Raw genomic sequence first — 26,366 nt, forward strand, 5'->3', positions numbered from 1 at the left:
ATGAGACTTCTACTCAATCTAATTTGGTTATTTTTCGGTGGGATTTGGCTAGCGCTGGGATACGTATTCTTCGGTATTATTGCCTGCATTTTCATCATCACAATTCCTGCAGGTATCGCCAGTTTCCGGATGGCTAATTACGCCCTGTGGCCTTTCGGAAGAACAGTTGTCCGCACCCCGAAAACCGGAGGATTTTCCACCTTTAATAACGCAGTATGGTTCGTAATCGCCGGATTGTGGCTAGCCATTGGACACATCACTACTGCAGCAGCTCAAGCAATTACCATCATTGGAATTCCACTTGCTATCGCCAACGTCCGCATGATTCCCGTGACGTGCTTCCCGTTTGGAAAAGAAATCGTGGATAGCAACAATATCCCTTATGGCTATGAACCGATGGTTAAGTTCTAATTCGACGACGAATCAAAAAGAACAGAACATAAGCCAAAATCAAGGCGATGACCGCGTAAATCACTGTGGAATAGCGTTCAAACCACAGTGACACGGTCTCCCATTCTGCGCCCAGCATTACGCCGGACCAGATGAGGATTGAGTTCCAAATTGTGCTGCCCACTGCGGTGAGAGCTCCGAAGAGCAGGGGATTCATCTTATCGACACCCGCAGGGATCGAAATAAGACTTCGGACACCTGGAACCAACCGCCCGAAAAACACGGAATACTTACCATATTTATCAAACCAAGCTAGGGATTTGTCTACATCGGAGGCGTCGACAAGCCACATCTTGTCGGCGATCTGCCGCAATCTGGCAGCACCGATGACGCGCCCCAGCCCATAAAGTAAATAAGCACCCGTGACCGAACCGATCACCGAGCAAATAAGCGCCGCCCACACATTGAGATCACCCTGTGTAGTGGTGAAACCCGCGAGGGGGAGTACCACTTCGCTGGGAATTGGTGGGAAGACGTTTTCCAAAAATACGGCAACACCCACGCCGAAAGCCCCGAGCGCTTCCATCATAGAGATGATCCAATTCATGATCATCGGCGCACCTGCTCAACTTGAGCAACCGCTGCCCGCATAATCATCGGGAACAATACGAATAACGCCCAGGCCCATTCGATATGAAAAACCCAATTTGCTATCGCAAGCGCCGATAGAAAGAGCAAGATTGCAATAATGCTGATGGCATCAGCACTCCAGAGAAGGGGTTTTTGCTGCATGCGACCATCCTAGCTACGCAAAAGCTTTTCGACGTACACCGGCCGCGTAGCAAAGTAGCCACCGCCAATCACAAAGAGTGTTGCTATTGCGAAAAGTATAGATATACTGCGGAAACTTCCAGTTTCATCCACAATAAAACCTGTTAATAGTGGCCCAAAACACGCAATGGTATAACCCAAACCTTGGCCAAAAGAGCTCAGTGCAGCAGCACCTTCACTGGTTTGAGCCCGAATATTAATCAAGGTCAAGGCCATCGGGAAAGCCAGTGGCCCAAGCCCTGACATCGTTGCCCATAACCAAGGTGCCGCACCTGGAGCCACACAGAGCCCAGCGTTACCAATGAAGAATACGATGCCTGCGATGACAACCATTGGGAAACAATTTTGGAAACGTGCAACCAGCCACGGTCCTAAAATATTAAGTGGCAAGCCCAGGATTGACCACCAGCCTAACAGCACCGCTCCGAACTGAGCATCACCCACCATTTGTGGCATGAAACCCATGAGGATATACGTGGCAAAGGAAGAAAAACCGAACATTAATCCCAAACCAACGCCGACGGAAGTCTTCCATACAGGTAAAGAGATCTGAACAGTCGGTGAGGCTACTCGGGCACCCTGCTTACTAAAGAGCGGAATCCACGCAATAGCTGCAGCCAGACCTAAAAGTGCCCATGTACCAAGCGATACGCGCCACCCAGTTAATCCCATATGCGCAGCCCACTGAGAAATCGGCACAGCCAACATTGGTGAAATAGCCTGAACCATTTGGGAAGATACCAAATAAGTTGTCGACATCCCTGCCAAATGCCTCGGGAAGTATTCTCGGACTGCGAGAGGCATCAAAGCATTGGTGATGCCAATGGCGAACAACGCGAAAATAGAACCAATCGGCAAGAACAGTGTCGGCCCAACCACTCGAAGAATCTGCCCGGCAGCAGTGAGCAGCATGGCGAACATCAGCAACTGGGAAGTGCTGAATTTACGTTTAAGTGTGGGCAGCGTAAAAGCTGCTATTGCAAACATGGCGGTGGGGATCATGCCCAGCAAGCCAATGAAAGAAGCACTGACTCCCAAGTCATCCTGGATCTCGGATACCAGCGGAGCCAAAGCTGTAATGGCTGTGCGCAGATTGAAGGAGGTCAGAATAATAGCAGTCAGTGCTATAAGGCGAGGATGTTTCACGCCCCAATCATATAGAGCTATGTATTACCTATTTTCGCGGTACCACTTAATCAACTCATCAGTCGAAGAATCTCCGGAAGCAACAGGGACTTCACCAGAGACAGCAGGAACCAGATCAGTGGCCTGTTGTTTGCCTAGCTCAACGCCCCACTGGTCAAAAGAGTTGATATCCCAAATGACACCCTGAACCATCACGATGTGTTCGTACAAAGCGATCAAGGCTCCGAGAATTGAAGGGGTGAGTTCCTCAGCCAAAATGGTGGTAGTTGGACGGTTTCCTGGCATGACCTTGTGGTTTACCAATTCAGGCGCAACATCTTCTGCAGCGATTTCTTCAGCATTCTTACCAAAAGCAAGCACCTTGGTTTGTGCGAAGAAGTTACTCATCAGAAGATCATGCATGGTGCGTTCGCCGGCAGGGAGATCCTGCTTTGGACGTGCAAAACCGATGAAGTCTGCAGGAACGAGGCGAGTGCCCTGGTGGATCAGCTGGAAAAACGCGTGTTGACCGTTGGTACCAGGTTCACCCCAGTAGATTTCGCCGGTACCAGTGGAAACAGGGGAACCATCACGGTGCACAGACTTGCCATTGGATTCCATGGTCAGCTGCTGCAGGTAAGCAGCGAAACGGCTGAGATCTTCGGAATATGGAAGTACTGCGTGGGTTTCTGCACCGTAGAAATCGGAATACCAGACACCGAGCAGCGCCATGAGAACAGGAACGTTTTCTTCGAACTTTGCGGTGCGGAAGTGTTCATCCATTGCGTGGAAACCACCGAGGAAGCGCATAAAGTCACGTGGACCGATCACTGCCATGAGGGAAAGTCCCACTGCGGAATCAACGGAATAACGGCCACCGACCCAATCCCAGAAGCCGAACATGTTCGAGGTGTCAATGCCGAATTCTGCGACCTTTTCCGCATTGGTAGACACAGCGACGAAGTGCTTTGAGACAGCTTCTTCACCCAGCTTTTCTACCAACCACGTACGAGCAGCATGAGCATTGGACAAAGTCTCTTGGGTGGTGAAAGTCTTCGAAGCAATCACGAACAAGGTGGATTCTGCATCAAGGTTTTCCAACACAGAAACGAGATCTGCTGGATCAACATTGGAGACGAATTCAGCAGTAATACCAGCGGTAGCGTATGCACGAAGAGCCTTCGTTGCCATAGCTGGACCAAGATCAGAGCCACCGATGCCAATGTTGACGATTTTCTTAATGGTGCGGCCAGTATGACCCAACCAGTTGCCAGAGCGCAGGGCAGTGGCAAAATCTCGCATGCGCCCCAGGACTTCGTGGACATCCGCTGCAATGTCTTGGCCGTCTACTTCCAAATGACCCTCGGCAGGCAAACGCAGAGCGGTGTGCAGGACGGCGCGATCCTCAGTGTTATTGAGGTGCTCGCCAGCAAACATGGCGTCGATACGCTCGCGTAACCCAGATTCTTCGGTGAGGGCGAGGAGGCGCTGGAGGGTGGCGTCGTCAAGCAAATTCTTTGACAGATCGACGCGCAGACCCGCAGCGGAGAAAGTGAGTTGCTGCGCGCGGTTGGTGTCTTTAAACAAGTCACGCAGGGTTGTGGATTTGAAGTTTGAATAATGATCGGTCAGGTCTTGCCAAGCCTGGGTAGTCGAAATGTCCGCCATGAAAACTCCTTCAGTGTCGTTAAATAACATCTTCAGGTTAGCCTGCTTTTGTGGCCAAGTGCACCGAAGTAGGGGCATAGTGGGAAACATGACAGATTTACGTGAATTTATTGCATCGGTTCCGAAGGGAATCTTCTTCGGAGGCCAATTCCACGATCGGGAAGAAACCTTCGACGTGATCAACCCTTCCGATGGAAGTGTGCTCGCGAAAGTGGCGTCGGCAAGCGAAGAAGACGCTGCAGAAGCGCTAAATTTAAGCGTCGGCACCCAAGCTGCGTGGGCAGCCACGCCGGCACGCGAGCGCGGGGAGATCCTACGCAGGGCGTTCGAGCTGCTTATCGACGCCACCCCTCATCTCACCCTCCTCATGTCCGCAGAACTGGGCCGTGCGCTCCCGGACTCACGAGCAGAAGTCACCTATGGCGCGGAATTCTTCCGTTGGTTTTCCGAAGAAGCTGTTCGCATCCGAGGCGATTACCGACACAACCCTGCAGGCAACGCCCGCACCATCGAAATCAAACAGCCCGTTGGCCCCAGCTTGGCTATTACTCCCTGGAATTTCCCACTCGCAATGGGCGCCCGAAAAATTGCTCCAGCATTAGCAGCCGGCTGCACCATTATTGTGAAACCAGCGTCGAAGACTCCGCTGACCATGTTGTACTTAGCGAAGATTCTTCAAGAAGCGGGCCTACCTGAAGGAGTTCTCGCAGTACTTCCAACGGCGAAGTCTTCGAGGATTTCTGCACTTCTTGATGATCCTCGCCTCCGTAAATTTACATTCACTGGATCCACCGAAGTCGGACAAGCTCTGGCAGCTCAAGCGGCGGGACACTCACTCAAAACCAGCCTGGAACTTGGTGGAAACGCACCTTATATTGTGTTGGAAGATGCGGATCTTCCCACAGCCATCGATGCCATGGTGACAGCCAAAATGCGTGGAGCCGGACAAGTATGTATCGCAGCGAATCGATTCTTGGTGCATTCTTCAATCAAAGATGAGTTCATCGCCGGATGTGTGGAGAAGCTCAAAGAATTCACAATCGGAAATGCCACTGAAGAAGGCGTGACAGTAGGACCACTTTCTGGTGAAGATCAGCTCGAGATTGTGAACACTCTTGTCTCAGATGCCGTAGCAAAGGGCGCCACGAAACACTTCGGTGAACTTCCCGAAGGCCTTGAGCCGGGGTTCTACTATCCACCATCTGTGCTATCCGATATCCCGGCAGAAGCAGCTATTGCTTCTAGTGAAATCTTCGGACCTGTCATCGCCGTGACGACTTTTGATACGGATGAAGAAGCTATCCGGATGGCCAATGACACCCCATTCGGATTGGCTGCTTATGTATTCTCGGAAAATCTCACTCGAGCGCTATCCACTGCTGAAGCAATCGAAGCAGGCATGGTTGCTATCAACAAGGGTGCATTATCTGACCCGGCGGCGCCTTTTGGCGGAGTGAAAGAATCTGGCCTTGGGCGAGAAGGTGGATTCCAAGGTATTGAAGAGTTCTTGGAGACGAAGTTTATTTCGCTTCCTCTTTAGTCCAACGCTTATGGTGGCGCGCACGATGCTGCGCCACTGTTTGCGCCCATCTTGCATTTTTGGGTGTGAGCGGACCCGAGGGTTCTGAGACTGCCCATGTTCCATCTCCCATGAGCCACACGATGATTCCGGAGAATGGATCGAGAAGATAAGTGACCCTGCCATCTGTTTTCATGTTGTGGTGGTGTTGGCAGAGACATCCGAGTCCTCCGAGGCAGGTTATTCCGCCTTCTTCGTAGGGGATGCGGTGGTCGGCTTGAGTTTTTAGCGCAGGGACAGAACAGCCTGGGAATCGGCAGGTGCCGTCGCGACCAATGAGGGCGGTACGAAGGGGATGCGGTGGATCGTGTTTCTGCGTGTTGATTTTTACTGCCTCATCCATGTCTTGTTCTGTTGTGGCTTTTTTTGACCAGAAGGAACCTGTTTTTGCATCCAACCAGCCGATTCCGCTGGCCCATACTGGAGCATTAGCGAGGTCTTTGGCGGAATAGAGGTTGAGGATGACTTTGACTTGGATGTTGTTGCGCATGATGTCACTGAACGCTTCGCCGTAGGTGAGGTCATTTTTCTTCGCGTGTTGGGTCACTGCGTCGTTGATGATGTGTCCGTCTACTGCATCGACAGAGGCACCGATTTCGGCTGTGCCATCAGGGTTGAAAGACACCCCAAAGCTGGAGTCATCTTGGGAGCCCCTGGAACCGGTAGCTCGGGCGTCGTCAAGCAGGTCTCTGATCTCTTTAATCTTGCGTCCAATGGATGCTGGGCTTGGCAGGACCTGATTGGGGCTGGTGGCCGTGAGATATTCGGTGAGGAGTCCGTCGGCGTCTTCGAGATGATCTGGGTTGATGCCTGCGATCTCGTTGCTGATGGTGATGAGACGGGAGAGATCGAGGTGATGCAGACTGTGCTGCAGTGCGCTTAGAAGCGGGAGATCTGCGAGGGTTGCAAAGGCGATGGAGATCCGAGAAACCTGCGCTTTGCTCAAACCTGTGGCGATAGCCAAAGCAGAAATATGGCTCGAATGATCATCGTCGTCTTTGGGAAGGTGTGTGTGCCAGAAGTGATGCTCCAGCTGTCGAAGCTTAGTTTTTTGGACGGCTAACGGACTATTCGGGTTGTTGACTGCGAAAAAATTGCTGAACATGGGCACCTCCAATCAGGGATTCTGCCCTGAAACTTATCCGCAATTCCTGAGTTAGGAAATCAACCCACTCTCACATCTGTGGATAACTTAGCCACCGCAATGGGAAAACCCTGACCAAAACTAAACGCCCTGGTCAGGGTAGGTGAATTTATTTTTACCTGTGGATAACTTAACCGAGTTTTCCTCGGCCCATGCGGAGAAGAATGCCGGCCAACGCAGGGCCTTCTTCGCCGATTTCTTCGCGGAACTGGTTGATAATTGCTACTTCGCGAGTATGCACCAGACGTGTTCCACCTGAGCTCATGCGTGTTTTTCCGATGGTTTGTGAAATCTTCGTGCGGCGCTTGATGGCGTCGATGATTTCACGGTCTAGGCGGTTGATCTCCTCGCGATACTTTTGGATCTCCGCATCGGACAAAGGGTCATCCGTGCCTGAAGGCATCCTGATCTCGAAGCTGTCACCTGCATTAGTCATGTATCTATTCTGCCATGCGGAGCTTGGCACTATGTGTGTCCGCCCCACCTAGTAGGTTAGTGGGGTAATGAATACTTCTCCTTTTACCCCAAGTTCCCCAGATTTAACCCACAATTCCACCTCAGATCTAGCCACCAATGAGTTCACCAATGGTCTTAATGAGCAGCAGCGGGCTGCGGTTGAGCATATTGGTTCTCCGTTGTTGATTGTTGCCGGTGCTGGTTCAGGCAAGACCGCTGTGTTGACCAGGCGTATTGCTTATTTGATGCGTTTTCGTGGTGTGCATCCGCAGCAGGTTTTGGCTATTACTTTTACCAATAAGGCTGCCGCGGAGATGCGTGAGCGTGTGAGTCAGTTGGTTGGTCCTGTGGCGGAGCGCATGTGGGTGGCTACGTTCCACTCGGTGTGTGTGCGTATTTTGCGTCAGCAGGCGCAGTTGGTGAAGGGGCTGAATACGAACTTCACCATTTATGATTCTGATGATTCCAGGCGTTTGCTCACGATGATTGCGAAGGATCTGGATTTAGATATTAAGAAGTTCTCTGCGCGTACGTTGTTGGGGTCTATTTCTAATTTGAAAAATGAGCTTGTTACTCCGCAGGAAGCTCTCGCGGAGGCGGAGCGTACGCATAATCCTTATGAGACTGTTATCGCCAGGGCGTTTGTGGAGTATCAGAGCAGGCTGCGTCGGGCTAATGCGGTTGATTTTGATGATCTTATTGGGGAGACTGTTCGGATTTTCCGGGAGCATCCTCCTGTTGCGGAGTATTACCGCAGGCGTTTCCGCCACGTGTTGATTGATGAGTATCAGGACACGAACCATGCTCAGTATGAGCTTATTTCTACTTTGGTCGGAACACCTGAGCAAGATCCTGCAGAGTTGTGTGTTGTGGGTGATTCAGATCAGTCGATTTACGCTTTCCGTGGCGCGACGATCCGCAATATTGAAGAGTTTGAGCGTGATTTCTCTAATGCGCGCACTATTTTGTTGGAGCAGAATTATCGTTCCACTCAGACCATTTTGTCTGCAGCTAATGCGGTGATTTCGCAGAATGAGAATCGTCGTCCGAAGAATTTGTGGACTGCGTTGGGTGAGGGCGAGCAGATCATTGGTTATGTCGCGGACAATGAGCACGATGAGGCTCGTTTTATTGCGAGCGAAATCGATACTCTTGTTGATCACGGCATGAATTATTCAGAGATTGCGATTATGTATCGTACGAATAATGCTTCGCGTGCTCTGGAAGATGTCTTCATGCGTACTGGTGTGCCTTATAAAGTGGTCGGCGGCACGAAGTTCTATGAGCGCAAAGAAATTCGCGATATCATCGCTTATCTGCGTGTGTTGGAAAACCCGGATGATACGGTCAACCTTCGCCGTATTATCAATACCCCAAAGCGCGGTATCGGCGATCGCGCACAGGGTTTCATCGCGTTGCACAGCGAGAACCAGCAAATCAGCTTCGGGCAGGCGCTTATCGACGCCGGCGCCGGCAAAGTGGACCTGCTGGGCACGCGCGGCAAGAACGCGGTGCTCAAGTTCAATGAGCTTTTCGACGCCCTCCGCCACGAAGTTCCTACCATGATCAACGAGGTCACAGGTCTTCTTGATATCGGCCAAGTGATCAGCCGCATTCTGGATATCACCGGCTATAAGGAAGAACTGGAAGCTTCCAATGATCCTCAAGATGGTGCACGCTTGGATAACTTGAACGAGCTCGTGTCTGTGGCCCGTGAGTTTTCTTCCGATGCAGCTAACCGCATGGTGGAGGAGATCGCAGAAGGTGAAGCGCAGCCAGGAAGTTTGCAGGCATTCTTGGAGCGTGTGTCGCTTGTTGCCGATGCAGATCAGATCCCAGATTCCGAAAACGGTGTGGTTACTCTCATGACCTTGCACACCGCAAAGGGACTGGAATTTCCTGTGGTGTTCTTAACCGGTTGGGAAGATGGACAGTTCCCGCATCTGCGTTCTTTGGGAGACACACAGCAACTCGCAGAGGAACGCCGTCTGGCCTACGTTGGCATTACTCGTGCGAGGAAGCGTCTCTACATGACTCGGGCGATGCTGCGTAGTTCTTGGGGCAACCCGGTAACCAACCCGCCGTCACGGTTCCTTCAGGAAGTGCCGCAAGAGCTCATTGAGTGGCGTCGCGAGGAACCACAGATGTCTTCTGCATGGGCTCCTCGACCTACTTCCCGAACCCTCCCAACCAAAACTCGCAGTAACAATAAACAGCTGGAGCTTTCGGTGGGAGACCGCGTCAATCACGATAAGTACGGGCTGGGCACGGTGTTGTCTTCGGATGGCAGCGGCCCTCGCGCCACTGTCACCATCGACTTTGGTTCCTCCGGCAAGGTTAGGCTGATGCTTCTTGGTGGCGTTCCAATGGAGAAGCTATAGCCCCAATCACCGCGCACACTAGTGGGGCAACTATGAGTAGTCCCACCAGTGTGGTCCAGGGCAGCATCATGTGTTCAAGCGTGCCGTATTTCAAGATTGTTCCATCAACAATCTCATCTGTTGTGCCGGAGAATAGTACTGCGATCCATCCGGAAACAATGCCCATGATTCCTCCGACGAGGGCAAGCAGCGCCGCATTGAGTGCGTTGACTTTGCGGATTGTTCGTGGTGCTGCACCGATCGCATGCAGGGTGGCATGTTGGCGTCTCCGGTTGGATAGCATCAGCACGAGAGCAACCACCACGATTGTCACCACAACGAGCATGGAGCCGTAAGGCGGAAGCGGATTGTCGCTCCTGAATGGGCTCAGCTCTGCATCTTCAGATTGCTTAATTTTCTGAATAGTTTTTTCATCTAGCTCATCAGGAAGCACGATTGTTCCGAGAAATTCTTCGTCCCCGCCTAGTGCCGTAAATGTTTCCGGGCTGAGGAGAAAATGGGGGTATAAGGCAGGAAGTACCGTGACGGTGTCAATCCTGTGGGTGTTGTTGTCTGGATATGTCATATACTCGCGCAGCCCTGGAGTATAGGACGAAGGGGCATAAATATCAGCTTCTTCGGTTATTTCAAACATCTCTAAAATTTCAGGCGTTGCGATGATAGTTTTTGCTTCGAAAAGTGATGTTAGTGGTGGTGCAGTTTGTTCTAGATGGTAGTTTTCATCCATTAGGTACAGATCAAGTGTTTTGCTACCCATAACATCAATTTTCTGCCCCATCAACCCTGGTATCTGAGTATCACTACGAACAAATACAGCTTCAGAATATACCGATGCGTAGGCTTCTTGATTGCTGATTCGTTTCGCCTGGTCTGTTGTTTGAATGAAAGTACCAAGCATGATGACGGCAGCCAGGGCACCAATTGCTGGAACTGAGTGCATTGAGCGGCGCAGCATATCGCGCGTTGCGAGCTTAAATATTAAGCCTGGCAGGCGCCCAAGCGCCCACAACACCGCAGGTACGGAGGGTGTCAGGGCAAGAACAGCAACCAGGAAACATAATTGCTTTACGACGTCTCCCCACTCTCCATCACCCGCCAGGAAAGCTGCCACCACAGCTAAGATGAGCACTATCGGACCGATGAGCATCAAGGGGGTCCAGCGAATAATTTTATCTGAGACACCTCCGTGAATGCCATTGATGATGCTGGATCTACTCGCAAATATTGCAGGTAAGAATGCTGCCGCTGTGGAGGCAAGAACAGCCATTACCCAAAAACTGGCAAGGGTTATCCATGGAACAACGAGTGGGAACTCCGGATAAGAATATGTCCACCAGCTAATTATGCTGATGAGCCCCAGCACGAAGCCAAGAGCTGCACCGATCAGCCCTGCAAAAGCTCCGTAGACTAATACTGCCCACCGAATATGCCGCGGTGTTGCGCCTTGTGAAGCTAGTAGCGCAAAGTTCCTGGTTTGTCGTGAAGCTGCGATGGTGAACACCGGTGAGATCAACATCAAGGCCACAACCGCCAGGATGGTCAGCGAGAGAATGCCCATCAAATACCCCGGAACTGCACTCAGTGTAAATGCGGAGGAACCGGTGTCGAAGCCATAGACTTCAAAACCCACAGCCTCTAAATCTTTGGCATCTTGTTCAGTGAATTCACGCGGTCCAGAAAATGTCCACGTGCCGAAGAATGTGTCATCTTCACTAAAATTTTCTGGGTCAAATAGTGTTCCTTCAGGCAGCATGATGTCTGAAGGAGACAATGCTTGAATCTGCACAGGTATGCCCTGAATGAAAATAGTGTCACCGATATCTGCATTCAGTTCAGATAACACTGCGCGCGGTACTGCCACTTGTTGAGCACGGGGAGATTGCATAACAAAAGTATGTGCTGTCTTAGCACCATGAGAAATATCTGTAATACCAATTACTGTGAGCTCAGCGTGAATACCTTCATGCAGAGTTTCTTCCAGCAGCTCGTAGGCATTTTCTCCTGAATAGTGCGCTTGGATTGGAGCAGTTGGAGAATAGGACGCGTTACTACGTGACTCATTCTCAGTGAGGAAGAAACTCACCAAAAACATCGGTACAGCCACCAATAAGATGGCAGCTAAGGAACGACCAGGGCGTTGAATAGCATCGCGCCGGGTAGGGCGGGTTGCTGCAAGCAGTGTGATCATTGGATTTCACCGTCTCTCAGCATGATAGTGCGGTCGGCCCAGGCGGCGAAGCGTGGTTCGTGGGTAACAAGGAGGCCAGCAGCGCCGGTATCGATTCTTTGGCGTAGTACGCGGAGTACCGCATCACCCGTGGAGGTGTCGAGGGCGCCGGTGGGTTCGTCGGCAAGCAAGATTTTTCGGGGCCCGATGAGTGCGCGGGCTATGGCTACTCGCTGGGCTTGGCCACCGGAGATTTCTTCGGGGAAGCGGTCTTCGAAGTCTTCGAGACCAACTTCGGCTAGGGCGATGGAGATGGCTTGGTGGTCTGTTTTGCCGTCTAGCTCTAGGGGTAAACCAACATTCTCACCCACGGTGAGGGTGGGGATGAGGTTGTAGTTTTGGAAGACTACGCCGATGTGGCGGCGTCGTGTTTGGGCCGCGCGCTTGGGGTTGAGATCTGAGGCGTTGGCGCCGTCGATAAGCACTCTGCCAGAACTGGGACGCTGCAGGAGTCCGGCGACGTTGAGTAAGGTGGATTTTCCGGAGCCGGATGGTCCCATGATAGCGACGAGTTCGCCGGGTTTGATGGCGAGGGAGACATCGTTTAGAGCGGCGACGCGACGTGCTCCTTCACCGAATGCGCAGGAGATATTGTGGAGTTCGAGGGGGAGGGGCGAGTGTGTCATATTATTTGTCCAATGCTTCGATTCGGTCGAGCCAGCGGGCTTGGGCTTCTAGTTCAAAAATTCGCTTTTCTACGAGTAATCGCTGAGTGTTTCGGTTTTGGGGGAGGTCACGGCTGGATTTGTTGAGCGTGCGTAGCTCAGCCATGACGGTGTTGCGTTGGGTATCGAGGAGGGGGATTACATCGATGCCGCGGGCCTCTGCGATGGCTATTTTGGTAACCAGCTCATCGCGTTCGGACAGTGTGATGGTGACGGGGCTGTTAAACCACGTGGTTATTTCTTCGCGTCCGGCCGGAGTGAGTTGGAAGGTGTCTACTGTGCGGCCGTTGGAACTGATGGCGGTGCCTGCGGTTTCGACGAGACCATCGCGTTGCAGGCGTTGGATGGTTTGGGTGACTTGGCCGATGTTGAGCTGCCAAATTCCTATGGTTTCTTCGAACTTGGTTTGCAGCTGGCTTGCCGAGCTCGGTTCATCCAGCATGAGTACGAGGAGTGCGTGTTTTATGGACATGGTTCCCCTTAATTAGGAGTTCATTACCCAGTAACATACTGGGTATGTAACTAAACCGCAAGAGGGCGACCCCTGAAGGTCGCCCAAAAAAGAATTACTTAAAGAGTGATGCCACGTTCTGCAAGCCAAGGTGCTGGGTCAACAGCTCCGCCGCCAGCTGGGTAAACCTCAAAGTGAAGGTGGGAGCCGGTGGAGAAGCCACGGTTTCCCATACCTGCAATGCGTTCGCCAGCCTTGACGATCTGACCCACTGCAACCTCAACGGTTTCCATGTGTCCGTAAACAGTGATGGTGCCGTCTGCATGCTGCAGGCGTACCCAGTTTCCAAAGCCGGAAGCGGGACCCGCATCAATAACGGTGCCATCCATGGCTGCAAGGATCGGGGTGCCAATTGCATTAGCGATATCTACACCGTTGTGGTTGGTGCCCCAACGGGCGCCGAAACCGGAAGTGTAAGAGCCCTCAGCAGGGCGAACGATAGATGGTCCACGTGCGTCCAAATCAGCCTGAATGCGATCAGCATTATACTGAATGGTCTTGGCGATCTGATCGCCCAGGTTCACAACTGGCTTGAATTCAGCGATGGAAAGAATCTGCGGGGCAGAGCTTCCAGTGATCAAGTCAGTGGCTGCATTTGCGGTAAGTTCGTAATCAACCTCAACTGGCTGATTGGAAGCCTGTGCGGCAACTGCTCCACCTGCGCCTGCGGTAGACACTGCTCCAGTAGCTACGGCAACGAAAGCGACACCACCCTTAGTTACTGGGGAGGTAGTCTGCTTGCGGTGCTTGCCACCCCGAGTGTGCTTCTGCAATTTCGCCTGCTTCCAATTTTTGCCACATCACTTTTCGAAGCAGCTACATTACGCTATCGAAGTTTAATTGTGACCATCTTGTTATCTACCGGAAGTAACACTAGCCGGATAATCTCGATCGGGCAAGCGAAAAGCCAAAATTTGATAACTTTTTAGCTAAGTGTGCAAAAAGTAACACTTTGCTCTAAGCGTTAGGTCTTCGACGTGCCATCGACAAAAGTGTCGCAATTAGTGGCACAGTTGTTTATTGATGAGCAAGAAAAATAGTTCGCAGACACGACCCGGGCAAATCCGACGTCGCCGGCCAAAACCGCAGGAACCTGCGCAAACGCCGAAGAAAGAAGTTCAGCAATCCCGTTTGCTGCGCTTCCTTCCAACCGTGTTGATTCCACATGCAGTAGCGCTGCTGTTGGTGATAATCCTTGCGGTTGCTTCATTAATGTTCACAAATTCTTCGATGGTGAATCTTTCGGCAACGATTGCACAGCTCTGGTTATCGCTGAATCTCGGAGCGATTTCCGGCAGCGGGGAAGTGATCTCGGTGTTACCGACACTCCCGAGCTTCATTTTCCTATGGGCCATTGCCCTACGCGTGCACCGTGTTGTGAAAGATCGCGTCAGCATTGCAGATCTCGGCGCCCTCACGGGGCTTATTGTCGGTATCCCGCTTGTGCTCACCGGCATCGCAGCATTCATGCTTTTCGACGCCGCCAGCGTCCTTAGCGTCAACGTCCCGCCAGTAGTGCTCCTGCTGCGCATTGTGTTGTTCCACTTGAGCGCGCTCTTTCTAGGCATGGGGCCACGGCTGTGGCAAGCGTTGGCGCGCCGCTACGGCGCTCCAGAATGGCTTATCGACGCCATCACCCAAGCTTTCCGATTCCTTATCGCTTTTGCCTTAGTCGCGTTGCTTGTCGTGCTTGTGTTGATCGCTGTCAATTACAGCGTCTTTACCGCAACGTTGTCTGGCTACGAGGATCAGAGCTCCGCTGTCGCCTTGATCGTGATGAGCCTTTTGTATCTTCCCACCATGACAATCTTCGCGATGGGCAACCTCGTGGGCGCACCCTTGTACTTTGGTGAAGCCTCTATCAGCGTCTTCAGTGTGCATTCGGTTCCGCTACCACCGTTGCCTATCTTGGCAGCATTACCCAGCGAAGCACCTGCATGGGCTGTGGCATTCCTGGTTATTCCCGCGATCATCGCCACGTGGGTGTGTGTGAGAAACCCCATGCGACTTGCCGTAAATGTTTCGGCTGCGGCTCTTTCTGCGCTGTGTTTCCTTGTGTTGGCAGTTTTTGCTGGTGGAACTTTAGGCGTATATAACTACGTCGGTCTGAACCTGCTTGCCACTACAGGGCTGGTATTTGCGCACGTTGTTATCGTGGCGCTGTTGGTTGCCGGAATCGATAAGCTACGCAACCCAGTTGTGGTGAAACCAGTGCCTGAACCAGCGGCTGTTGTTCCGGAAGAACCTGCCGATAACGAAGAAGAACCTCAAGAAAATGAAGATATTGAGGATATTGAGGAAGAAGTAGATACCCCAGAAGCTGAAGAAGAAACTGATGCTGACACTGATATCGAAACCGAAGAAGTAGTTTCGGAAGAAGAACCAGACGGGGGTACAGAAGTTTCAGAAGAAGAAACTGAACAGGAAGAATCTGCAGAAATAACTGAGCCTGAGGAAACCAATGATGGTTCCAAGGCCGAAGACCGTTAACATGTCTTTTGTGAATTCTGACTCTACGACCACCATTGTCGTGCTTGCTTCCGGAACAGGTACTCTCCTTCAATCACTCATTGAAGCCCAAGGTACTTATTCAATTGTGGGCGTCGTTTCTGATGTTGAATGCCCAGCACTTGCAAAAGCTACTGAAGCTGGAATTAACACTCATATCGTTCCACTTAGCCAAGATCGGGGACAGTGGAACATTGAGCTCGCTGATGCAGTTGCAGCAAGCGATCCAGACCTGGTGGTCTCTGCAGGATTCATGAAAATATTGGGCGAAGGTTTCCTCTCAAGGTTCCCATCCCGAATCATCAACACCCACCCAGCTCTGCTGCCATCTTTCCCTGGAGCACACGCTGTGCGAGATGCTTTGGCATACGGTGTGAAAATTTCAGGGTCAACAGTGCATCTTGTAGACGCTGGTGTGGATACTGGGCCAATTATTGCTCAACGAGCAGTCTCAGTAGAAGTGAATGATGATGAATCTAGCCTGCATGAAAGAATCAAGCAGGTGGAGCGTAAACTCATTGTAGAAGTCCTGAACAGCGTCGAATTTTCGCGTCAGGGTGGCGTACAACTCAACTGGAGAGGCTAATCCTTCATGAGCGATGATCGTAAGGCAATTAAACGCGCACTAATTAGCGTGTATGACAAGACTGGCCTGGAGGATCTAGCCCAGGCACTTCACCGCGCAAATGTGGAAATTGTTTCCACCGGTTCCACTGCGGCGAAGATTGCTGAGCTTGGTATTCCTGTTACCCCGGTTGAAGAGCTCACCGGTTTCCCTGAGTGCCTTGAAGGCCGTGTGAAGACACTGCACCCTAAGGTTCACGCAGGAATTTTGGCGGATACCCGTAAAGAAGACCACTTACGCCAGCTGCAGGAGCTAGAGGTTGCTCCATTCCAGCTTGTTGTAGTGAACCTGTACCCATTTGCGGAGACAGTTGCTTCCGGTGCAGATTTCGATGCGTGCGTTGAGCAGATCGATATCGGAGGACCTTCCATGGTTCGTGCCGCTGCTAAGAACCACCCATCTGTTGCAGTCGTGGTTTCTCCAAACCGTTACGAAGATGTGCAAGAAGTACTCAACACGGGTGGATTCTCCCGTGCAGAGCGCACCAAGTTGGCTGCGGAGGCTTTCCGCCACACTGCAACCTACGATGTCACCGTAGCGACCTGGATGAGCGAGCAGCTTGCTGCAGATGATTCCGAGACTGAGTTCCCAGGTTGGATCGGTACCACCAACACCTTGTCCCGCAGCCTGCGTTATGGCGAGAACCCTCACCAGTCTGCAGCTTTGTACGTTGGTAACACTCGTGGTCTTGCACAGGCTAAGCAGTTCCACGGCAAGGAAATGAGCTACAACAACTACACCGATTCTGATGCTGCATGGCGTGCCGCTTGGGATCATGAGCGTCCTTGTGTAGCTATCATCAAGCACGCGAACCCTTGTGGCATCGCTGTGTCCGATGAGTCCATTGCTGCTGCACACCGTGAAGCACATGCTTGTGACTCTGTTTCTGCATTCGGTGGCGTTATTGCTTCTAACCGCGAAGTTAGCATCGAGATGGCTAACCAGGTTGCAGAAATCTTCACTGAGGTTATCATTGCTCCTTCTTATGAAGAAGGTGCTGTAGAGATCTTGAGCCAGAAGAAGAATATTCGTATTCTCGAAGCTGAAGCTCCAGTGCGCAAGGGCTTTGAGTCTCGTGAGATCTCTGGTGGTCTACTGGTTCAGGAACGCGATCTGATTCACGCTGAAGGCGACAACTCCGCAAACTGGACCCTTGCTGCAGGCGAGGCTGTTTCCCCAGAGCTGTTGAAGGATCTTGAATTCGCATGGACTGCAGTTCGTTCTGTGAAGTCCAATGCAATCCTATTGGCTAAGGACGGCGCGACAGTTGGCGTAGGCATGGGCCAGGTCAACCGTGTTGATTCTGCTCGTTTGGCTGTTGACCGTGCGGGTACAGAGCGCGCTACTGGTTCTGTTGCTGCATCCGATGCTTTCTTCCCATTCGCTGATGGCTTTGAGGTCTTGGCAGAAGCCGGTATCACTGCTGTTGTTCAGCCTGGCGGATCCATTCGCGATAACGAGGTCATTGAGGCTGCCAACAAGGCTGGCGTCACCATGTACCTGACTGGTGCGCGACACTTCGCTCACTAATCTTTTTTAAAAAACGTACGAAGGCAGACCACAAGGTCTGCCTTTTCGCGTATGAATGAGTACATGTCTGAACTTATTTATGGACCGGCTATTCTCTTTGCACCTGCAGGACGCGCAGAGATCATTCCAAAGGCTGCACAGCGCGCCGATATGGTCATTGTGGACCTTGAGGATGGAGCGGGGGATGTAGACCGGGAATTGGCCTACAAGAATATTAGAGAGTCTGGTCTTGACCCACAGCGCACCATCGTGCGTGTTGTCGGACCGAGTGACCCTAACTTCTGTGCAGATGTGGAGATGGTGAAATCCACTCCGTTCACACTCGTCATGGTGCCCAAAGTTTTAGATAGCGTGCCAGAGATTCTGGATGGGCTAGATATCATTGCGATGATTGAAACCCCACAAGCAGTGATCAATATTCCACAGATCGCGGCTGATCCGAAAGTCGTAGGCATGTTTTGGGGAGCAGAAGATTTAACTCACTTGTTGGGTGGCACTCACTCCAGATTTCTCAAGGATGAAACCAAAGAAGGATCGTACCGGGATACAATGCGGCTCACACGAGCACTCATGCATATTCATGCGGCAGCGAACGGAAAATTTACTATCGATGCTATTCATGCTGATTTCCATGATGAAGCAGGACTTTATGGTGAAGCTGTGGACGCCGCACACATGGGCTTTGCTGGCACAGCATGTATTCACCCAAAACAGGTGGATACTGTGCGACGCGCATATCAGCCAGAGTCTGCGCAATTGGAGTGGGCGCAGCGCGTAGTAGAGGAAGCAAAAAACCATCCAGGTGCGTTCAAACTGGATGGTCAGATGATCGATGCGCCGCTGATTTCTCAGGCGCAAATGATTATTTCTCGTCAGCCTGCTTGATCAACTCAAGGGTCTTTTCTACGCGGTCTTGGGGCAGTGGCGCGCCCAGAACGGCGAGGGAGGCGTCGGCAAGCATGATTGCGGTGTCCGGCAGGCTATCAGCCGTCAGTGGATTGGGAACGTGGCCGTCGTTGCGGCGCATCTCAATCACCGACATGGTGATGTGGAAGGGAAGCTCAGCGCGGGGGTCATTGCCAACAATCTCTGTGGCTAAGCCGCGGAAGATATTGGTGAGGGCTTCGCGCTGTGAATGATATTCGGCGAATTCTTCAGACCCCACAATGGGGAGTTGGTACAGGCGGCCGACATTCCACTTGGTGGACAGCAACAATCGTACTTCTGAAGCAACGATTGCCCAGAGGCGAAGTTCTGGTCCAGCATCAAGCGAGCTGAGGTCTTCTGCAAGCACCATGGAGGGCTCTACTGTGGACTTCAGCAAGGTAAGGAAGATTTCTGTCTTGGACGGGAAGTGGTAGTACAGCGAAGCCTGACGGATTCCTACCGCATCAGCAATTTGATGCGTGGAGGTAGTTGCAAAGCCTTGACGGGTAAAAAGCTCAGCAGAGGCGTCAAGAATCTCTTCACGAGGGTTCTTGCCTGCCCGTCGCGGAGCGGATCTCCGGGGGCGTCCCACTGCTCCTGCCATAGCGTAATTCTACTTCCTTATGTTTTTCGGCCAATGATCTCAAAAGATTGTAGCCAGTAACTGTACAGAGTTCCTATTTGGTCGTTATTTCGCGTGCTTCAATGGAGCTTAAGACTTCAGAAAGCAATCTGGCGGAAGCCCCAAAAGTGGCGCGTTGCAGCGCGGGGAGCTCCCAAGCAGTGGTTTCTTGGTCATGGATATGATCCATCCAGCGCTTGGATTGCAAACTCAGTGCGGAAGTCCACACTTGCGTAAGAGCATCGGCTTCGTCATTGCTGAGCACACCTCTGGCATCAATGAGACGCTGCGCGGTAGTAGGCGCTAGCGATCCAGCTTTGTGTGCTGCCCACCGCGCAATTTTCACCGTGGGGATCATGAGGTTTTTACGGATATTAACCACCATGTCCAAAGAAGGCAGCCCCTCATAAGTTTCCACAGCTGGTGGACGTGAGGCTAGTGCATCACGAAGCAGAGCTTGCTCATCTACTTGCGCGATGGCTGCCACCCAGGTGCCTGCATCTAAAAATGTGGCAGGGTCTTCGCCAGCGCGAGCTTGTGCTTCCCACTGCGCGCGCGTAGCCGCACCAATAGGTTTTGCGATGAAACCAGTTTCGGTCAACAGTGCGGTGATCTCCGCATTGGGATCTTCTTGGCTATCGACGACCGCTAGCCATCTCACAGGTGAGGTCGGTAGTGCGTCTCCACGCCCCACGGGGCCAGTGAGCACCACATGAGCATCAAGGCCAGGGGAGTGCAACGCATCCGTAATAATCTTGGAAAGCCATCCTGCCAGCTCTGCTGGATCTTCACCGTGGTCCAAAGCATTGCCGAGCAGTTCAAGTGATTCCTTCAGCACACCGCGAACAGTGGCAAGGTCCTGTGCATGAGGAGCGTTTTGTGCAAGCTCATTCAGTGAGGGGTGAAGCACGAGTGAGTTCCTTCCGATTTACTAATACTTCTAAAAATACACCGAAGGGGTGACATAGAAAGAACCACCCACACTCAAAAAGATTTGAGTGCAGGTGGTTCTTAAGAAGTCGCTGTTACGTTATTCCCAGTCTTAGCGGCTGGTGAACGGCAGGAGAGCCATTTCGCGTGCGTTCTTCACGGCGGTTGCAACCTCGCGCTGCTGCTGCGGGGTCAGACCGGTGACACGACGTGAACGGATCTTGTGGCGGTCGGAGATGAACTGACGAAGGGTGTTGATGTCCTTGTAGTCCACCTTCTCGATGCCCGCTGCCTTCAGCGGGTTCTTCTTTGGGCGGCGAGTCTGCTCAAGGCGGACGCGCTTAGCGTTGTTACGCTGCTTCATTGGTAAAAACTCCCTTACCAGCTGGACTTACGAACGCCCGGAAGCTCACCACGGTGAGCCATCTCGCGCATACGGACACGGGAAAGACCGAACTTACGAAGGTAGCCGCGTGGGCGACCATCGTGTGAGTCGCGGTTACGAACGCGAATAGCAGCAGCATCACGTGGCTGGCTGTTCAGTTCGAACTGTGCATCCAGACGATCCTCGTCAGAGGTGTTTGGGTTACTGATAATAGCCTTGAGCTCAGCGCGACGCTCCGCGTAGCGGGCGACGATTTCCTTGCGCTTCTCATTCTTGGCGATCTTTGACTTCTTAGCCATTGATTATCGCTCCTCGCGGAATTCGACGTGCTTACGGACTACCGGATCGTACTTCATAAGAGAAATGCGGTCTGGATTGTTGCGCTTGTTCTTACGGGTGACATAGGTGTAACCAGTGCCAGCAGTAGACTTCAGCTTGATAATTGGACGGATATCATTACGTGCCATCTTTAGATCTTCTCCCCACGTGCGCGGATCTGTGCAACAACAGCTTCGATGCCGTCGCGGTCGATGACCTTAAGACCCTTGGTGGAAACGGTCAGAGTGATGGTACGGCCCTCGGAAGGGACATAGAACTTACGACGCTGCACGTTGGGATTCCAACGGCGGGAAGTGCGTCGGTGCGAGTGTGAGACCGTCTTGCCGAAACTCGGCTTACGTCCCGTTACTTGGCAATGTGCCGACATAACTTACTTTCTCCTAGCCGCCCACATTCAGTTAGAAGACGCGCCGCACCGGGTGACCGGGGCGCGAGCATGCCAGCTGACGGGGCGATAACGAATATTTACGACAACAGCAAGGGACAAGTTTACATAGCTTGCCCCAAAACACCTAATCGCCTATTCAGTGCGGGTTTCGAATGGCCGGAAAGTATCAACTTTTATCGATTTTAACGTGTTTTCGCGCATGTTCAACCGCAAGAGGCATGTTTTCGAAAAGGTGGTTTTCGTGTCTCAATGATCTGATTGCGCCCAGCACGCCAAGCACATGGATATGCTCTTTTTGGATGCCCTTAATTAGTACAGTGACATTTTTTCGCTCTAGTGCATTGACAAGTTCCGTGAGTTGGTGTGCTCCCGTGGCGTCGATCATCTGGATGTGGGAGAGGCGAAGGATCACGACTTCAAGGTCGTCATAATCAAGAATTTGTTGCAGTAGTTGCTCTGCTGCACCAAAAAACAATGCGCCCTCGATACGGAAAAGGCCGATCTTTTCGTCGTTAAGCGTGGCCGGTTCGGGCAAGGTTTCGCGGTAGACGCCGGCGTTCATGCTCATGCGTCGCAGGATGAAAAACGCCGCCACGGCGATGCCGATGCCGACTGCAATCACGAGGTCAACGCTGATGGTCACGATCGCTGTGATGATAAACACGATTGCATCAGAGCGAGTGGAGCGCAGGACGCGCGAAATCACTTCAAATGACACCATGCGGGCAGCGGTCACCATGAGCACGCCAGAGAGCGCTGCAAGTGGAATGACAGCTACGATGCTCGCGGCTACATAGACAACGCCAAGTAGTACAAGGGCATGCACAATCGAGGCCATTCGTGTGCGCCCACCGGAGCGGACATTTACCGCAGTGCGCGCGATGGCGCCCGTTGCTGGCATGCCACCAAAAAAGCCGGCGCTTATCGACGCCAACCCCTGGCCGATCAGTTCCCGGTCTGCGTTATACGGCCCAGTATCTGCCATTGAGGCGGCTACTCGAGCTGAGAGTAATGACTCAATCGCAGCCAGCGCAGCCACTGCGAACGCTGGCCCCAATAGGCTTGTGAACAGTTCCCATGTGACATCTGGAAGGTGGGGAGCCGGTAGGGAATTGGGTAATGCGCCGATAAGATCAACCGGAAGTTTCAGTACAGCAACACCAATTGATACGACAAGAATTGCGATAAAGCTTGCTGGTAATTTCGGCGCGAACTTGCCCAAAAGGATCATGATGGATGCAGTGACCGCGATGATAAGCAGCGGTAGAAATGCATCTTTGGTGGCATGGGAAACGGTATGAATCGCAGCGAGTAGCGCGCTAGTGGGCAATTGTCCGGTGTAACCAAAAGCGGCGGGGACTTGTTGAAGGAAGATGATCACGCCGATACCCGCAGTGAATCCTTCGATCACCGGCCAGGGGATAAAGCTCACGGTGCGTCCAAGTCGGAGCATTCCGGCAACAAGAACGATAGCTCCAGCCATGAGACTGAGAAGGGCCACAGCGCCGACTCCGTATTGCATGACGATGGGGGCGAGGACAACGACCATGGCTCCGGTAGGGCCAGACACTTGGACATTCGATCCGCCGAAGATCGCTGCGACTAATCCAGCAATGATTGCTGTGACAATTCCGGCTTCTGCACCGACGCCTGAGCTCACGCCAAAAGCTAGCGCAAGTGGTAGTGCAACAATGCCCACGGTGATGCCCGCAGCGAAATCCATCTTCCACGTGACTCGCAGGAGCCGGTAATCATCCATGGAAGGAAGAAGGTCACGCATGTTCGCCCGCCATCCGATTGAGTAGTGAACGGCTAACGAGGAGGAAATCGGCCACTTCGGGGAAAGCGAGTCGGTATAAGACTGTCAAGCCTTCGCGCTGGGAAGAGACTAAACCAAATTTTCTTAAGACCTTAAGGTGTTGCGATACGTGAGATGCCTCTAGATCCATCTCTTTAACTATTTGCCCTGCAGAAACTTCGCCATGAGTATCAATTATTTCCAAGGCTCTAATGCGGTAGGGGTGTGCCAATCCTTTAAAAAGGTCAGCTTTGCGCTGATAGATTGGCAGGTCGGTGGTGCTCAACATTTTCCCTCCATGACTAGGTTAGATGATGAATCCATCATATAGTTTTTGGGGGAATTTGACTTAAGTTGAAGAGATTCCATAGTGAATTTTTAGTTCAGGCGCAACAGGTGTAAGGTATTGGAGGTTCATTGCCAAATCATGGCAATGCATACTTACCGAACCCAACTCGGGCACGATCCACATCTAATGAGGAACCGACCTGAAGTTTCAATCCTGAGGGAATCGAGAGTAAATGAAAAAGGATATTCACCCTGGCTACCATGCGGTAGTCTTCCAGGACGCAGGCACTGGCTTCCAGTTCCTGACCAAGTCCACTGCTTCCAGCGACCGCACCGTGGCCTGGGAAGATGGTAACGAGTACCCACTGATCGTCGTTGACGTTACAAGTGAGTCTCACCCATTCTGGACCGGCGCTCAGCGTGTCATGGACACCGCTGGTCGTGTTGAGAAGTTCGAGCGTCGCTTCGGTGGCATGGCTCGTCGCAAGAAGAAGGCATAGGAGGGAAACCCATGGCAGTTCCAAAGCGCCGTATGTCCCGCGCAAACACCCGCACCCGTCGTTCCCAGTGGAAGGCTGACAATGTCGCCCTTCAAGAGGTCAAGATCGACGGTCAGACCGTTCGCATCCCACGCCGTCTGGTTAAGGCAGCTCAGCTCGGTCTAGTAGACGTAGAGCAGTTCTAAACCCCGAATTCTTAACCTGCACTTAAGTGTAGGTTAAGAGTTTATTAAGAGCCGGTTATCTTCCTTTAAATAGGGGAGGTAACCGGTTTCTTTGTGCGATAAAGGTGTTAGCATAATCGAAACAAGTTTCTACGTGTAGGATTTTCTAATGTAGAAAAGACTGTCACGCCCTGATGAAGCGAAAAGGGTATAGATGAAAATTTTGGTTGTGGATGATGAGCAAGCAGTACGTGACTCACTGCGTCGCTCTCTCGCGTTCAACGGATATACCGTAGTTCTGGCGGAAGATGGTATTCAGGCTCTCGAAATGATTGAGCGTGAGCAGCCAATCTTGGTGATCCTTGATGTCATGATGCCTCGCATGGATGGGCTTGAAGTATGTCGTCATCTTCGTAGCGAAGGCGATGACCGCCCTATACTTATCCTCACGGCCAGGGATAACGTCTCGGATCGCGTGGGCGGATTAGATGCAGGAGCTGATGATTATTTAGCAAAGCCTTTTGCACTCGAAGAGTTGCTTGCACGTGTGCGTTCTTTAGTTCGACGTGCTGCTGCCGAGGCAAACCAGATTTCTCACTCTGATCGCTCGGAGCTGTCCTGTGGAGATTTGACGCTGAATCCTGAGACACGCGATGTGAGCCGAAGCGGCCGTTATATCAGTCTTACTCGAACTGAGTTTTCACTGTTGCAGCTGCTCTTGAAAAACCAGCGAAAAGTACTGACCCGAGCCCAGATCCTTGAAGAGGTATGGGGCTATGATTTCCCAACCTCTGGAAATGCGTTGGAAGTCTACATTGGCTATCTTCGACGTAAAACTGAGCAGGAAGGGGGAATCGCCTGATTCACACGGTTCGCGGCGTTGGATACGTCCTGCGAGAGACTGCCCCGTGACATTAAGGCGGATTAGCTCCGGGACTAATAACCGGAGCCCGCGCACGACAATTGACGGCATGGAAGATGGCTCCATGTCCTTGCGTTGGCGGCTTGCACTGCTGAGCGCAACTTTGGTGGCCTTTGCCGTGGGAGTTATTACTGTTGCTGCTTATTGGTCGGTTTCTAATTATATAACGACCTCTATCGACCGTAATCTCGAGGATCATGCAGATGTGATGCTCGAGCGTGCGAGTGCGCCAGGTTTTTATGCCAGTGCTGAAGCTGAGATTGACGTCTTGAGTGATTATTTCCAAGATGTTCGCATCGCTTTGAAGCCACCGGGCTGGGAATACGTGGTCGGGGAGAGTGTTGCTTTGCCGAGATCAGATTTTTTCAATCAAGGTGGTGTCGGCTCTGAAATAATAAGCGCCAACTCTGAAAAAATCCTGATTAAGCGTGATCACACTGGGGCTATTGTCATATTGGTAAAAGACATGGTCATGACTGAAAAACAGCTCACCGGCCTTGGCGTAATTCTTCTGTTGATCGGTGGCTGTGGTGTGTTGGCTGCGATTCTTCTGGGATTTTTCATTGCTAATGAAGGGCTTAAACCTCTAGCTCGGTTGCAGCGGGCAGTGGAAGATATTGTGCGCACTGATGAGCTTCGTTCTATTCCAGTCATGGGTAATGATGAATTTGCTAAATTGACTCGAAGCTTCAACGATATGTTGAAAGCATTGCGTGAATCGCGTGCTAGACAGTCTCAATTAGTCGCTGATGCAGGGCATGAGTTAAAAACTCCATTGACTTCTATGCGCACAAACATTGAACTGTTATTGATGACGTCCAAAAATGGAAATCACAGCATTCCGGAAGAAGAACTAGACGGGCTTCGTGAGGATGTCTTGGCTCAGATGTCTGAATTGTCAGACCTAATTGGTGATCTGGTTGATTTGGCTCGTGAAGAAAGTACAGAAGTTTCTGAAACAGTAAACTTGAATCAAGTTCTTGAGATTGCGCTGAGTCGAATTGAAAGCCGACGTTTAACCGTGGACTTGGATGTCTCTGAGGAAGTTGAATGGCAACTTCAAGGTGATGATTTTTCACTTACTCGAGCGTTGGTTAATGTGCTGGATAATGCCATAAAATGGTCACCAGAAAATGGCACAGTTATGGTGTCTATAGCCCAACACAACAATGAAACTGTTCGTATTGTTATTGAAGATTCCGGCCCAGGTATCGCTGAAGCCGAAAGAGCATTAGTCCTCGAGAGGTTTTATCGTTCTGTTAATTCACGTTCTATGCCGGGATCTGGCCTTGGCTTAGCTATTGTGCACCAAGTGGTGAAACGGCATGGAGGGGAATTAGTGGTGGATGAATCAGACGATGGAGGGACTAGGATCATCATGGACCTACCAGGAGAGCCCATTGTCAGTGGGTTCAAAAATGTAGCTGATTAAACCACTAATCAGCTCACAGCAAGTGTTCAGA

Annotated in this window: 28 protein-coding genes and 1 pseudogene; 11 read left to right on the forward strand and 18 right to left on the reverse strand. The window is 51.7% G+C overall.

The window, feature by feature from the left end; translation table 11 throughout:
• Positions 1–411 carry a YccF domain-containing protein gene (locus tag ccrud_RS04180; protein WP_066564993.1) on the forward strand — a complete coding sequence of 137 codons (411 nt, stop codon included), beginning with the start codon at positions 1–3 and terminating at the stop codon, positions 409–411.
• Here ccrud_RS04180 and ccrud_RS04185 read toward each other — a convergent pair.
• From ccrud_RS04185 to pgi, 4 genes are read right to left on the reverse strand one after another with little or no spacing between them, the layout of a single operon-like run.
• Positions 401–1,003 (reverse strand): DedA family protein, encoded by a 603-nt coding sequence (locus tag ccrud_RS04185; RefSeq protein ID WP_066564994.1) that lies wholly within the window; start codon positions 1,001–1,003, stop codon positions 401–403. The two genes, ccrud_RS04180 and ccrud_RS04185, sit on opposite strands and share 11 nt — an antisense overlap.
• Positions 1,000–1,182 carry a hypothetical protein gene (locus ccrud_RS04190; RefSeq protein ID WP_066564995.1) on the reverse strand — a complete coding sequence of 61 codons (183 nt, stop codon included), beginning with the start codon at positions 1,180–1,182 and terminating at the stop codon, positions 1,000–1,002. Before ccrud_RS04190 ends, ccrud_RS04185 begins: the two co-directional genes overlap by 4 nt.
• A gap of 9 nt (positions 1,183–1,191) precedes the next feature.
• Entirely contained in the window at positions 1,192–2,367 is a 1,176-nt protein-coding gene (locus ccrud_RS04195; RefSeq protein WP_066564996.1) for a CynX/NimT family MFS transporter, read from the reverse strand.
• Positions 2,368–2,391: 24 nt separating this feature from the next.
• Positions 2,392–4,014 (reverse strand): glucose-6-phosphate isomerase, encoded by a 1,623-nt coding sequence (pgi, locus tag ccrud_RS04200; protein ID WP_066564997.1) that lies wholly within the window; start codon positions 4,012–4,014, stop codon positions 2,392–2,394.
• A gap of 88 nt (positions 4,015–4,102) precedes the next feature.
• Here pgi and ccrud_RS04205 point away from each other — a divergent pair, with 88 nt between their 5' ends.
• Positions 4,103–5,554 carry an NAD-dependent succinate-semialdehyde dehydrogenase gene (locus ccrud_RS04205; protein WP_066564998.1) on the forward strand — a complete coding sequence of 484 codons (1,452 nt, stop codon included), beginning with the start codon at positions 4,103–4,105 and terminating at the stop codon, positions 5,552–5,554.
• On the opposite strand, the gene ccrud_RS04210 is transcribed toward ccrud_RS04205, so the two are convergent.
• Both ccrud_RS04210 and ccrud_RS04215 read right to left on the reverse strand, forming a co-directional pair.
• A complete protein-coding gene (locus ccrud_RS04210; protein WP_245670372.1) occupies positions 5,535–6,698 on the reverse strand; it encodes an HNH endonuclease signature motif containing protein in 1,164 nt (387 codons plus the stop codon). The genes ccrud_RS04205 and ccrud_RS04210 overlap by 20 nt on opposite strands.
• A gap of 169 nt (positions 6,699–6,867) precedes the next feature.
• Complete coding sequence (locus tag ccrud_RS04215; RefSeq protein ID WP_066565000.1) at positions 6,868–7,173, reverse strand: chorismate mutase; 306 nt, start codon at positions 7,171–7,173, stop codon at positions 6,868–6,870.
• Between the two features lie 67 nt (positions 7,174–7,240).
• Here ccrud_RS04215 and pcrA point away from each other — a divergent pair, with 67 nt between their 5' ends.
• Positions 7,241–9,574 carry a DNA helicase PcrA gene (pcrA, locus tag ccrud_RS04220; protein ID WP_066565001.1) on the forward strand — a complete coding sequence of 778 codons (2,334 nt, stop codon included), beginning with the start codon at positions 7,241–7,243 and terminating at the stop codon, positions 9,572–9,574.
• On the opposite strand, the gene ccrud_RS04225 is transcribed toward pcrA, so the two are convergent.
• The 4 genes from ccrud_RS04225 to ccrud_RS04240 all read right to left on the reverse strand — a co-directional run bounded on the left by ccrud_RS04225 (position 9,531) and on the right by ccrud_RS04240 (position 13,750).
• The gene (locus ccrud_RS04225) at positions 9,531–11,762 is read right to left on the reverse strand and encodes an FtsX-like permease family protein (protein WP_066565002.1); all 2,232 of its coding nucleotides are present in this window, start codon (positions 11,760–11,762) and stop codon (positions 9,531–9,533) included. The two genes, pcrA and ccrud_RS04225, sit on opposite strands and share 44 nt — an antisense overlap.
• Complete coding sequence (locus ccrud_RS04230) at positions 11,759–12,427, reverse strand: ABC transporter ATP-binding protein (protein WP_066565003.1); 669 nt, start codon at positions 12,425–12,427, stop codon at positions 11,759–11,761. Before ccrud_RS04230 ends, ccrud_RS04225 begins: the two co-directional genes overlap by 4 nt.
• A 1-nt stretch (position 12,428) precedes the next feature.
• Positions 12,429–12,938, reverse strand: a complete 510-nt coding sequence (locus tag ccrud_RS04235) for a PadR family transcriptional regulator (RefSeq protein ID WP_066565004.1) — start codon at positions 12,936–12,938, stop codon at positions 12,429–12,431.
• Positions 12,939–13,036: 98 nt separating this feature from the next.
• Complete coding sequence (locus ccrud_RS04240; protein WP_066565005.1) at positions 13,037–13,750, reverse strand: M23 family metallopeptidase; 714 nt, start codon at positions 13,748–13,750, stop codon at positions 13,037–13,039.
• Positions 13,751–14,000: 250 nt separating this feature from the next.
• On the opposite strand from ccrud_RS04240, the gene ccrud_RS04245 reads away from it, so the two are divergent.
• The 4 genes from ccrud_RS04245 (at position 14,001) to ccrud_RS04260 (ending at position 18,525) form a co-directional block, all read left to right on the forward strand.
• Positions 14,001–15,467 carry a cell division protein PerM gene (locus tag ccrud_RS04245; protein WP_245670373.1) on the forward strand — a complete coding sequence of 489 codons (1,467 nt, stop codon included), beginning with the start codon at positions 14,001–14,003 and terminating at the stop codon, positions 15,465–15,467.
• A complete protein-coding gene (gene purN, locus ccrud_RS04250) occupies positions 15,442–16,071 on the forward strand; it encodes a phosphoribosylglycinamide formyltransferase (protein WP_211271329.1) in 630 nt (209 codons plus the stop codon). Before ccrud_RS04245 ends, purN begins: the two co-directional genes overlap by 26 nt.
• Before the next feature lie 6 nt (positions 16,072–16,077).
• Entirely contained in the window at positions 16,078–17,640 is a 1,563-nt protein-coding gene (purH, locus tag ccrud_RS04255; protein ID WP_066565008.1) for a bifunctional phosphoribosylaminoimidazolecarboxamide formyltransferase/IMP cyclohydrolase, read from the forward strand.
• Between the two features lie 63 nt (positions 17,641–17,703).
• Entirely contained in the window at positions 17,704–18,525 is an 822-nt protein-coding gene (locus tag ccrud_RS04260) for an HpcH/HpaI aldolase/citrate lyase family protein (RefSeq protein ID WP_066565009.1), read from the forward strand.
• Here ccrud_RS04260 and amtR read toward each other — a convergent pair.
• From amtR to ccrud_RS04300, 8 genes are all read right to left on the reverse strand, one after another.
• Complete coding sequence (gene amtR / locus ccrud_RS04265; protein ID WP_066565010.1) at positions 18,503–19,171, reverse strand: TetR/AcrR family transcriptional regulator AmtR; 669 nt, start codon at positions 19,169–19,171, stop codon at positions 18,503–18,505. The two genes, ccrud_RS04260 and amtR, sit on opposite strands and share 23 nt — an antisense overlap.
• Positions 19,172–19,244: 73 nt before the next feature.
• Positions 19,245–20,099 carry a putative nucleotidyltransferase substrate binding domain-containing protein gene (locus tag ccrud_RS04270; RefSeq protein ID WP_066565011.1) on the reverse strand — a complete coding sequence of 285 codons (855 nt, stop codon included), beginning with the start codon at positions 20,097–20,099 and terminating at the stop codon, positions 19,245–19,247.
• A 132-nt stretch (positions 20,100–20,231) separates the two neighbouring features.
• On the reverse strand, positions 20,232–20,483 hold the full coding sequence (gene rpsR, locus ccrud_RS04275) for a 30S ribosomal protein S18 (RefSeq protein ID WP_003858407.1): 252 nt from the start codon (positions 20,481–20,483) through the stop codon (positions 20,232–20,234).
• A gap of 14 nt (positions 20,484–20,497) precedes the next feature.
• A complete protein-coding gene (gene rpsN / locus ccrud_RS04280) occupies positions 20,498–20,803 on the reverse strand; it encodes a 30S ribosomal protein S14 (protein WP_066565012.1) in 306 nt (101 codons plus the stop codon).
• A 3-nt stretch (positions 20,804–20,806) separates the two neighbouring features.
• On the reverse strand, positions 20,807–20,971 hold the full coding sequence (gene rpmG / locus ccrud_RS04285; protein ID WP_003858439.1) for a 50S ribosomal protein L33: 165 nt from the start codon (positions 20,969–20,971) through the stop codon (positions 20,807–20,809).
• A 2-nt stretch (positions 20,972–20,973) separates the two neighbouring features.
• The gene (gene rpmB, locus ccrud_RS04290; RefSeq protein WP_066565013.1) at positions 20,974–21,210 is read right to left on the reverse strand and encodes a 50S ribosomal protein L28; all 237 of its coding nucleotides are present in this window, start codon (positions 21,208–21,210) and stop codon (positions 20,974–20,976) included.
• Between the two features lie 187 nt (positions 21,211–21,397).
• Entirely contained in the window at positions 21,398–23,011 is a 1,614-nt protein-coding gene (locus tag ccrud_RS04295; RefSeq protein WP_066565014.1) for a SulP family inorganic anion transporter, read from the reverse strand.
• Positions 23,004–23,318, reverse strand: coding sequence for an ArsR/SmtB family transcription factor (locus ccrud_RS04300; RefSeq protein ID WP_066565015.1), 315 nt, complete (start codon positions 23,316–23,318; stop codon positions 23,004–23,006). The genes ccrud_RS04295 and ccrud_RS04300 overlap by 8 nt, the downstream gene beginning before the upstream one ends.
• A gap of 232 nt (positions 23,319–23,550) precedes the next feature.
• Between ccrud_RS04300 and ccrud_RS04305 the strand changes: the two genes are divergently transcribed.
• The 4 genes and pseudogenes from ccrud_RS04305 to ccrud_RS04320 all read left to right on the forward strand — a co-directional run bounded on the left by ccrud_RS04305 (position 23,551) and on the right by ccrud_RS04320 (position 26,335).
• Positions 23,551–23,817: a type B 50S ribosomal protein L31 gene (locus ccrud_RS04305; RefSeq protein WP_066565016.1), complete on the forward strand. Its 267-nt coding sequence runs from the start codon at positions 23,551–23,553 to the stop codon at positions 23,815–23,817.
• A gap of 11 nt (positions 23,818–23,828) precedes the next feature.
• A complete protein-coding gene (gene rpmF, locus ccrud_RS04310) occupies positions 23,829–24,002 on the forward strand; it encodes a 50S ribosomal protein L32 (protein ID WP_066565017.1) in 174 nt (57 codons plus the stop codon).
• Positions 24,003–24,195: 193 nt separating this feature from the next.
• A pseudogene (locus tag ccrud_RS04315) lies at positions 24,196–24,893 on the forward strand (response regulator transcription factor).
• Between the two features lie 74 nt (positions 24,894–24,967).
• A complete protein-coding gene (locus tag ccrud_RS04320; RefSeq protein WP_066565018.1) occupies positions 24,968–26,335 on the forward strand; it encodes a HAMP domain-containing sensor histidine kinase in 1,368 nt (455 codons plus the stop codon).
• Positions 26,336–26,366 lie beyond the last annotated feature (31 nt).

Source organism: Corynebacterium crudilactis (assembly GCF_001643015.1).
Lineage (GTDB): Bacteria > Actinomycetota > Actinomycetes > Mycobacteriales > Mycobacteriaceae > Corynebacterium > Corynebacterium crudilactis.

Coding starts and splice junctions, on each gene's coding strand:
- ccrud_RS04180 (WP_066564993.1), top strand. CDS start 1: ATGAGACTTCTACTCAATCTAATTTGGTTATTTTTCGGTGGGATTTGG.
- ccrud_RS04185 (WP_066564994.1), bottom strand. CDS start 1,003: ATGATCATGAATTGGATCATCTCTATGATGGAAGCGCTCGGGGCTTTC.
- ccrud_RS04190 (WP_066564995.1), bottom strand. CDS start 1,182: ATGCAGCAAAAACCCCTTCTCTGGAGTGCTGATGCCATCAGCATTATT.
- pgi (WP_066564997.1), bottom strand. CDS start 4,014: ATGGCGGACATTTCGACTACCCAGGCTTGGCAAGACCTGACCGATCAT.
- ccrud_RS04205 (WP_066564998.1), top strand. CDS start 4,103: ATGACAGATTTACGTGAATTTATTGCATCGGTTCCGAAGGGAATCTTC.
- ccrud_RS04210 (WP_245670372.1), bottom strand. CDS start 6,698: ATGTTCAGCAATTTTTTCGCAGTCAACAACCCGAATAGTCCGTTAGCC.
- ccrud_RS04215 (WP_066565000.1), bottom strand. CDS start 7,173: ATGACTAATGCAGGTGACAGCTTCGAGATCAGGATGCCTTCAGGCACG.
- pcrA (WP_066565001.1), top strand. CDS start 7,241: ATGAATACTTCTCCTTTTACCCCAAGTTCCCCAGATTTAACCCACAAT.
- ccrud_RS04225 (WP_066565002.1), bottom strand. CDS start 11,762: ATGATCACACTGCTTGCAGCAACCCGCCCTACCCGGCGCGATGCTATT.
- ccrud_RS04230 (WP_066565003.1), bottom strand. CDS start 12,427: ATGACACACTCGCCCCTCCCCCTCGAACTCCACAATATCTCCTGCGCA.
- ccrud_RS04235 (WP_066565004.1), bottom strand. CDS start 12,938: ATGTCCATAAAACACGCACTCCTCGTACTCATGCTGGATGAACCGAGC.
- ccrud_RS04245 (WP_245670373.1), top strand. CDS start 14,001: ATGAGCAAGAAAAATAGTTCGCAGACACGACCCGGGCAAATCCGACGT.
- purN (WP_211271329.1), top strand. CDS start 15,442: ATGGTTCCAAGGCCGAAGACCGTTAACATGTCTTTTGTGAATTCTGAC.
- purH (WP_066565008.1), top strand. CDS start 16,078: ATGAGCGATGATCGTAAGGCAATTAAACGCGCACTAATTAGCGTGTAT.
- ccrud_RS04260 (WP_066565009.1), top strand. CDS start 17,704: ATGTCTGAACTTATTTATGGACCGGCTATTCTCTTTGCACCTGCAGGA.
- amtR (WP_066565010.1), bottom strand. CDS start 19,171: ATGGCAGGAGCAGTGGGACGCCCCCGGAGATCCGCTCCGCGACGGGCA.
- rpsR (WP_003858407.1), bottom strand. CDS start 20,483: ATGAAGCAGCGTAACAACGCTAAGCGCGTCCGCCTTGAGCAGACTCGC.
- rpsN (WP_066565012.1), bottom strand. CDS start 20,803: ATGGCTAAGAAGTCAAAGATCGCCAAGAATGAGAAGCGCAAGGAAATC.
- rpmG (WP_003858439.1), bottom strand. CDS start 20,971: ATGGCACGTAATGATATCCGTCCAATTATCAAGCTGAAGTCTACTGCT.
- rpmB (WP_066565013.1), bottom strand. CDS start 21,210: ATGTCGGCACATTGCCAAGTAACGGGACGTAAGCCGAGTTTCGGCAAG.
- ccrud_RS04295 (WP_066565014.1), bottom strand. CDS start 23,011: ATGCGTGACCTTCTTCCTTCCATGGATGATTACCGGCTCCTGCGAGTC.
- ccrud_RS04300 (WP_066565015.1), bottom strand. CDS start 23,318: ATGTTGAGCACCACCGACCTGCCAATCTATCAGCGCAAAGCTGACCTT.
- ccrud_RS04305 (WP_066565016.1), top strand. CDS start 23,551: ATGAAAAAGGATATTCACCCTGGCTACCATGCGGTAGTCTTCCAGGAC.
- rpmF (WP_066565017.1), top strand. CDS start 23,829: ATGGCAGTTCCAAAGCGCCGTATGTCCCGCGCAAACACCCGCACCCGT.
- ccrud_RS04320 (WP_066565018.1), top strand. CDS start 24,968: ATGTCCTTGCGTTGGCGGCTTGCACTGCTGAGCGCAACTTTGGTGGCC.